Below are 7,281 nucleotides of genomic sequence, written 5' to 3'. Positions count from 1 at the left end.
CTCCCTAACCTCGCACGCTCGGCCAGGGAACCCTGTTCGCGTGGGCCCAGCCCACGAACCGCTGACCGTCACGCTCGGCTCCAGCGGAGTCACGCCCGAGGACGTCGTCGCCGTCGCGCGCCACAACGCCAAGGTGACCATCTCCCCGGAAACCCTCGACACAGTGGCGAAGGTCCGCGCCCACATCGACGGCCTCGCCAACAGCGAGACTCCGGCCTACGGCATCTCCACAGGCTTCGGTGCGCTGGCCAACAGGCACATCCCCAACGAGTTGCGCACGCAGCTGCAGAAATCCCTCATCCGGAGCCACGCGGCGGGTATGGGCCCGGCCGTGGAACGGGAAGTGGTCCGTGGCATCATGTTCCTGCGCGCCAAGACGCTCGCTTCGGGCCGCACTGGCGTCCGCCCCGTGGTGCTGCAGACCATGGTGGACGTGCTCAACGCAGGCATCACTCCCGTGGTCCGCGAATTCGGGTCACTCGGCTGCTCCGGCGATCTCGCCCCGCTCTCCCATTGCGCCCTGGTGCTGATGGGCGAGGGCGAGGCGGAAGGGCCCGACGGCGTGACATACGGCGGGCGGGGCGGGGAGCCTGTTGCCGCACTGCTCGCCCGGCACGGCATCGAACCCGTCACCCTCGCCGAGAAGGAGGGCCTGGCGCTGGTCAACGGTACCGAGGGCATGCTGGGCATGCTCCTGATGGCCATCGCGGACCTTCGCCAACTGGTGACGACGGCGGATATCACCGCCGCGCTGAGCGTTGAGGCCCTGCTGGGTACCGATCAGGTGTTCCTGCCGGAGCTGCACGCTGCACTCCGGCCGCACCCGGGCCAGGCCGCCAGCGCTGACAACATGCTCCGTGTGCTGTCCAACTCGCCCATCGTGGCCTCCCACCGCGTGGGTGATTCCAAGGTCCAGGACGCGTACTCCCTGCGCTGCGCCCCCCAGGTTGCCGGCGCGGTAAGGGACACCGTTGACTACGCTGCCCTGGTTGCATCCAGGGAACTCGCCGCCGCGATCGACAATCCGGTGGTCCTCCCGGACGGCCGTGTCAGCTCCAATGGAAACTTCCACGGAGCCCCCGTGGCCTATGTGCTCGACTTCCTTGCCATAGCTGCAGCGGACCTGAGCTCCATCGCAGAGCGCCGCACGGACCGGATGCTTGATCCTGCGCGTTCACACGGACTTCCGGCTTTCCTCGCGGACGATCCCGGCGTCGATTCCGGCCTCATGATCGCGCAGTACACCCAGGCGGGCCTGGTCTCGGACAGCAAGCGGCTGGCAGTTCCCGCCTCGGTGGACTCGATCCCCAGTTCGGCCATGCAGGAGGACCACGTTTCGATGGGGTGGCACGCCGCCCGCAAGCTGCGCAAATCCGTTGAGAACCTGCGCCGCGTCCTCGCCATCGAACTGGTGACCTCAGCACGGGCCCTGGACATCCGCACGCAGCAATCCGGGGGCCGCCTCGTTCCGGGCCCGGCGGGGAAGGCCGTGGTCGAGGTGCTGCGGACCGTCGTCGAGGGCCCTGGCACAGACCGGTTCCTGTCACCGGAGCTGGAGGAAGCTGACCGGCTGGTCGCCTCCGGGCGTGTGCGGGCCGCTGCAGAATCTGCGGTGGGAGTACTTGCCTGAACGGGAATATTCTTCGCGGCTGCTGGCAATCTCGAAATATGATGCAACACGCACATTTTGCCGGCGGCAACTGTAGTAGAACTGAAGGTGTAGCAAAAGTCACATCAAGGATGCTGTGGCGCAGGACGTAATACAAAGGGGTAGAAGTTCACATGAAAGCACGTGGGGCAGTTCTTTCGAGGCGCAATGCCCATTCGGCCACAATCTCGGACTGGGGAACGCTTCAGGCCGGGGACCGGGTGGAAATCATTAAGCACGCGCATGTCATTGCAGATGGCGTCGTGGAGGAAGTATCGCAGAGCGGGAACGTGCTGTGGCTCGTACCGGCCGGCCCGTCAGAGAAGGAGTCCTTCCTGAAATCCGACGGTGTCGAGGTCCGCAGGAGCTGACCAAACGCAAAAAGTCCCTGCGGTCCGGCGGTACCGGACTGCAGGGACTTTTGTGCTTAAACCGGCCGGATCAGGCCGCAATGCTTTCGTAGGTCTCACCGAAGGGAACCGACTCGTCCACGGCCACCTGGAAGCGTCCCGGGTGGAGGCGCGTCACCAGGATGCCGCAGGCAGATGCCTTTGCGGTCTCGATCAGCGTGGCAACGGCCTTGTCCAGTCCTTCGTGCATCTCATGCGCGGTGGAAAACTGCAGGTCCAGGGACCGGGAAGCTGCGGCCTCACCCGTCGCCACGGCGGCCAGGGGGCGTTCCATTGTTGCTGTATTCATGTGCCGAACTTTCTGTGTTTCGTGCCAAAGGCTCGGTCAATCATACCCGGTGAGGCAAGTGAGATGTCAGATGACTGGTCTTTGCGGCATCCTGATGCGCAAAATCCGAAGCTTCTTCGCCGGCCGGTACCGCCGGGGCCGGGGTGGCGAAGAAGCTTCGGATCCGCAGGATGCCGCGGCTCAGGCCGTTGCACCTGCCTTGACGGCCAGCACGGGGCAGTCGGCCTCCAGCAGGATCCGCTGGGACGTGCTGCCCATGATCAGTTTGCCCACCGGTGTGCGGCGGCGCAGGCCGATCACAATCAGCTCGGCTTTTTGCTCCTCGGCGGCGTCCAGCACTTCAGCGGCTGCGTCGTGGCCGCGGACGGGCTGGATGATCGCGTGGTCTATACCCTGGGCCGCAAGGCGCTCCTCGATGGTCTGGATCTCGGGTTCCTGAGCGTAGCGGTTGTCCACCAGTGCGTCACCCTTGGAAGAGTTGATCACGAGCAGCTTGCTGTTGCTCTTCCGGGCTTCCAAAATTGCCTGGGTCAGGGCCGCTTCGCCCTCGGGCGTAGGGACGTATCCCACCACAATCGTCATGGCTGTTCCTCTGTTTCTGTCAGTTGATCGTCTGCTGCGGGGCAGGGTGCCCCTGACTGGTTAGGCGTCGCCGTCGCCACCGGGGGTTGCATCGGCGCGGTGGCTGCCACCGCCGCCGCTGCCTCCGGCCTCCGTCGGGGGCACTGTGCCGGAGCCGGTTGAGGGCATCCCCGCAGGAACGGCCGCCGGGCGGTTCCGCCGGATCAGCTTGAACAGCAGCGGCCAGAGCAGGATGATCGCCACGATGATGTAGATGACGACGGCGATCGGCTCGCTGAAGAGGCCGGCAGGGTCGCCGGCGCTGAGCTGCAGCGTCTGGCGGAGCTGCTTTTCCAGACGCGGTCCGAGGATAACGCCCAGGATGAGCGGCAGGACGGGAAGTCCGAAGCGCCGCATCATGAAGCCCAGCGCACCGAGCGCCAGCAGCAGGGCCAGGTCGAACGCCTGCAGGTTCACCGAGTAGGCGCCCAGCGTGGCGAAGAACAGGATGCCTGCGTACAGGTAGGGCCGGGGGATCTGCAGGAGCTTCGCCCACATCGGTGCCAGCGGCAGGTTGATGACCAGCAGCAGCAGGTTGCCGATGAAGAGGCTGGCGATGAGGGCCCATACCAGTGGTCCCTCGCTCTCGAACAGCTGCGGCCCGGGCTGGATGCCGTACTGCGTGAACGCTGCCAGCATCACTGCCGCCGTGGCGTTCGTGGGCAGGCCCAGGGCAAGCATCGGGGTCAGTGTGCCCGCGGCTGCAGCGTTGTTGGCTGCTTCGGGACCGGCCACACCCTCGATGGCGCCTTTGCCGAACTCCTCGGGGTGCTTGCTGAGGCGCTTTTCCGTGACATACGAGAGGAAGGTGGGAATCTCGGCGCCGCCGGCGGGCAGTGCGCCGAAGGGGAAGCCGAAGGCCGTGCCGCGGAGCCAGGGCTTCCACGACCGCTTCCAGTCCTGCTTTCCCATCCACGGGCGTCCCACCGGAATGACCTGCAGCGGGTTGCGGCGCAGGTGCGCGGCAACCCAGAGTGCCTCGCCCACGGCGAAGATGGCCACTGCCACCACCACGATGTCCAGGCCGTCCGCCAGGAGCGGTACGCCGAACGTGAGCCGGGCCTGGCCGGTGACCACGTCCAGTCCCACCAGGCCGATGGCCAAGCCAAGGCCCAGGGACGCAAAGCCCCGAAGCCGTGAGGAGCCCAGGACGGCGGTGACTGCCAGCAGGGCCAGGACCATGATGGCGAAGTAGCTCGGAGCGCCCAGGCTGACGGCGAAATCCACCACGATCGGAGCGCAGAGCGCCAGGAGGGCGGTGCCGATGGTGCCGGCCACGAACGAGCCGATGGCCGCCGTCGCCAGTGCCTGTGCGGCCCTGCCGGCTTTCGCCATCTTGTTGCCTTCGATGGCCGTGACCACCGACGACGATTCGCCTGGCGTATTAAGCAGGATGGAGGTGGTGGAGCCGCCGTACATGCCGCCGTAATAGATGCCGGCGAACATAATGAACGCGCTGGTGGGTTCCAGGGCGTAGGTGACCGGAAGCAGCAGTGCCACGGTCATGGCCGGGCCGAGGCCCGGGAGGACGCCGACGGCGGTGCCCAGGATGACGCCGATGACGGCGTACATGAAGTTCAGGGGGGTCAGGGCGGTGGCAAAGCCGTCCATCAGGGAGGAGAAGACATCCATCAGAGAATCCCTTCCAGGAGCCCGGCGGGCAGGTTGATGCCGAGGCCAAGGTAGAAGCCGTAAAAGGTCAGGAGGGACATGGCCACGGAGATGAGGCCGTCACGGATGTAGTTCCGGCCGCCCAGTGCCCAGACGCTGCCCCAGAACAGGATGGTGCCGGAGATGACCCAGCCTGCCCAGTCGATGAGCAGGATGTTGGCGATGAAGGCTCCCATCAGCGGCAGGACGGTCTTCCAGTCGGCAGGGTGGGTGAGGTCCACGTCCTCGCCGCCTTCGGCTTCGCCCTGGCCGCCGCGAAGGACGTTGACTGCCAGGAACACAGCGCAGACCAGCAGCAGGCCGCCCACGATGAACGGCAGTGTCTTTGGTCCTACGGGATCAGACTGGGAGTAGGGGGTGACGATGCGGGCCGCGTCCGCGATGACCAGGGCCCCGGCCGCCCCGAGCAGGAGGACAACCCCCAGCTCGGAGCGGCCTTTGAGCCGTGAGGCCAGTGTTGGTGAGGAGCTCACGCCAGGCCAAGCTTCGTGAGGACGTCCGCCACCCGCTTGTCCTGCTCGGCAAGGAAGCTTTCGAACTCAGCTCCGGTGATGAAGGCGTCGCTCCAGCTGTTGGTCTTCAGGGCTTCCTTCCAGGCAGCCGTGCCATGCATCTTTTCAAGCGCGGCGATCAGCTTGGCCTTGTCGGCGTCGGTGATGCCCGGAGGGGCCACGATGCCGCGCCAGTTGGTGAACACCAGGTCGATGTTTGATTCCTTGAGGGTGGGGGCGTCCACGCCTTCCAGGCGCTTCTCGCCACTGGTGGCCAGGACGCGGACCGCACCGGATTCGATCTGCTTGAGGTACTCACCGGCACCGGAGGCCGCGAAGCCCACCTTGTTGCCGAGAATGGCCGGGAGGAGGTCCCCGCCGCCGTCGTAGGACACGAAGTTCACCTTGGTGGCATCGATGCCGAGGGCGCCGGCGAGCTGCATGGGCAGCAGGTGGTCCGGGCCGCCGGGGGAGGATCCGCCGCCAACGCTGATGGAACCGGGGTCAGCTTTCCACGCCGTGACCAGGTCATCGATGGTCTTGAAGGGCGAATCCTTGCTGACCATGATGGCGCCAGGCTCTTCGATCAGTTTGGCCAGCGGAGTGGTGGCCGTCAGCTTGGACTCTGACTTGTTGGTGTAGCTCGCTCCCACCACACCCAGGCCCATAAGCATGGTGAGGTTGCCGTTGCCTTTTTCGTTGACGATACGGGCGAGGCCCACGGTGCCACCGGCGCCGGCGAGGTTGAAGACCTCGGGGTTCGTGGCGATTTTCTCGTCTTCGAGGACTTTGGCAGCGACGCGGGCGGTGGTGTCATAGCCGCCGCCTGCAGTGTTGGGGACCATGATCTGGAAATTGGTCAACGGACCTGCAGCGGCGCCCGTGGTGGTGGAATCGGTGGAGCTTTTCCCGGTGGCCCCGCAGCCGGTGGCCATCAGGGCGATGCCGGCGGCGACGGCGGCAATACGCAATGCGCGGATCTGGCGCATGGGTTCCTCTTCTCTGAGAATGTTCAACAAAAAACTGACTGGTGATCCGATGCTAGGCCCGGAAGTGACGGGCATCACTCTTGTGTACGCAGAGAAAGTTAAGTTCATTGCGTTCACGTTTCCAGCGGCCCACCGGGCCCGGATAGCCCCGTACGCTGGGATATAGTTCCGGTACCCCCGCGAGGGCCCCGCGCCGCACCAGAGGAAAGAACAACAGTGTCTCGACGTAGAGGAATGTCCCTCGCTGGGCAGTACCTGGCGCTGCAGTTGCTGATCGTCCTCGCCGTGCTGGTGGCCGTGGCCGCGATTTCCCTTGCGCAATCGGCGGCCGATTTTGAACGGATCGAGGGCCGCCGGGCGCTGTCCGCCGCTGAAGCGCTGGGCGCCAATCCCACGGTGCGCGCTCTCCTTCCCGACGCCGAACCCAGGGTCGGCTCAGCCCTCCCCGCGGTGGCCGAGTCAGTACGGACGGTCTCCGGGTCCTCACACGTGGCGATCGCCAAGCTGGACGGCACCGTGGTGACCTCGTCCGATCCGAGCCTCCTGGGCCAGCCGCTGGAGCTGGGTGAGAGCAGGGTCATGCAAGGCCGCGCCTGGACCGGCACTGTGGGTGGATCCGGTTCACAGACCCTCTCAGCGCACGTTCCTGTCCTTGATGACAGCGGCAGGATGATCGGGATTGCCTCCATCAGCCGGCACTATCCCTCCGTTCTCGAGCGCCTGGGTGACGCCGTCCCCAACCTGCTGACCTACCTCGGTATCGCCAGCGTGCTGGGAGTGGCGGGCTCCCTGTTGCTGGCCCGCCGGGTGAAGCGGCAGACGCTCGGCATGGAACCCAGCGAAATCACCGGCCTGGTGGAAAACCGCGAAGCCATGCTTCACGGGCTGAAGGAGGGCGTGGTGGCACTGGATCCGCACCAGCGCGTCACGGTTGCCAATGACAGTGCCCGCGAACTTCTCGGACTGCCTGCCGACTGTGTGGGCAAGGACCTCGCGGCGCTCGCGGTGGATCCTGCCCTCAAGGAAGTGCTCACCCAGGAGCAGGTGGATCCGGACCGGCTGGTGCTGGTGGGGGAGCGGCTCGTGGTGCTGAACCGGGTGCCGATCCGGTCCCGCGGCCGGAATATCGGCGCCGTCACCACCCTGCGTGACCGTACCGAAC

At 65.9% G+C, this 7,281-nt stretch carries 8 protein-coding genes; 3 read left to right on the top strand and 5 right to left on the bottom strand.

Going from position 1 to position 7,281, the window contains the following annotated elements; translation table 11 throughout:
- The first annotated feature begins 40 nt into the window (after positions 1-40).
- Positions 41-1,630, top strand: a complete 1,590-nt coding sequence (gene hutH, locus DBR22_RS16730) for a histidine ammonia-lyase (RefSeq protein ID WP_108599947.1) — start codon at positions 41-43, stop codon at positions 1,628-1,630.
- Between the two features lie 152 nt (positions 1,631-1,782).
- A complete protein-coding gene (locus DBR22_RS16725; RefSeq protein WP_108599946.1) occupies positions 1,783-2,019 on the top strand; it encodes a hypothetical protein in 237 nt (78 codons plus the stop codon).
- A 70-nt stretch (positions 2,020-2,089) separates the two neighbouring features.
- On the opposite strand, the gene DBR22_RS16720 is transcribed toward DBR22_RS16725, so the two are convergent.
- The 5 genes from DBR22_RS16720 to DBR22_RS16700 all read right to left on the bottom strand — a co-directional run bounded on the left by DBR22_RS16720 (position 2,090) and on the right by DBR22_RS16700 (position 6,119).
- Positions 2,090-2,347 carry a hypothetical protein gene (locus DBR22_RS16720; RefSeq protein WP_108599945.1) on the bottom strand — a complete coding sequence of 86 codons (258 nt, stop codon included), beginning with the start codon at positions 2,345-2,347 and terminating at the stop codon, positions 2,090-2,092.
- Positions 2,348-2,527: 180 nt separating this feature from the next.
- Positions 2,528-2,929 carry a universal stress protein gene (locus DBR22_RS16715; RefSeq protein WP_108599944.1) on the bottom strand — a complete coding sequence of 134 codons (402 nt, stop codon included), beginning with the start codon at positions 2,927-2,929 and terminating at the stop codon, positions 2,528-2,530.
- Positions 2,930-2,989: 60 nt separating this feature from the next.
- Complete coding sequence (locus DBR22_RS16710) at positions 2,990-4,600, bottom strand: tripartite tricarboxylate transporter permease (protein WP_108599943.1); 1,611 nt, start codon at positions 4,598-4,600, stop codon at positions 2,990-2,992.
- On the bottom strand, positions 4,600-5,112 hold the full coding sequence (locus DBR22_RS16705; protein WP_108599942.1) for a tripartite tricarboxylate transporter TctB family protein: 513 nt from the start codon (positions 5,110-5,112) through the stop codon (positions 4,600-4,602). Before DBR22_RS16705 ends, DBR22_RS16710 begins: the two co-directional genes overlap by 1 nt.
- Entirely contained in the window at positions 5,109-6,119 is a 1,011-nt protein-coding gene (locus tag DBR22_RS16700; protein WP_108599941.1) for a Bug family tripartite tricarboxylate transporter substrate binding protein, read from the bottom strand. Before DBR22_RS16700 ends, DBR22_RS16705 begins: the two co-directional genes overlap by 4 nt.
- 234 nt (positions 6,120-6,353) lie before the next feature.
- On the opposite strand from DBR22_RS16700, the gene DBR22_RS16695 reads away from it, so the two are divergent.
- The coding region (locus DBR22_RS16695) for a PAS domain-containing protein (protein WP_146187536.1) at positions 6,354-7,281 on the top strand (928 nt) is incomplete at its 3' end.

This window comes from Arthrobacter sp. HMWF013 (assembly GCF_003061105.1).
In the GTDB taxonomy this organism is placed as follows: domain Bacteria; phylum Actinomycetota; class Actinomycetes; order Actinomycetales; family Micrococcaceae; genus Arthrobacter.
The sequence above is the reverse complement of the archived record's forward strand: the minus strand, read 5'-3'. Positions and strand labels throughout refer to the sequence as shown.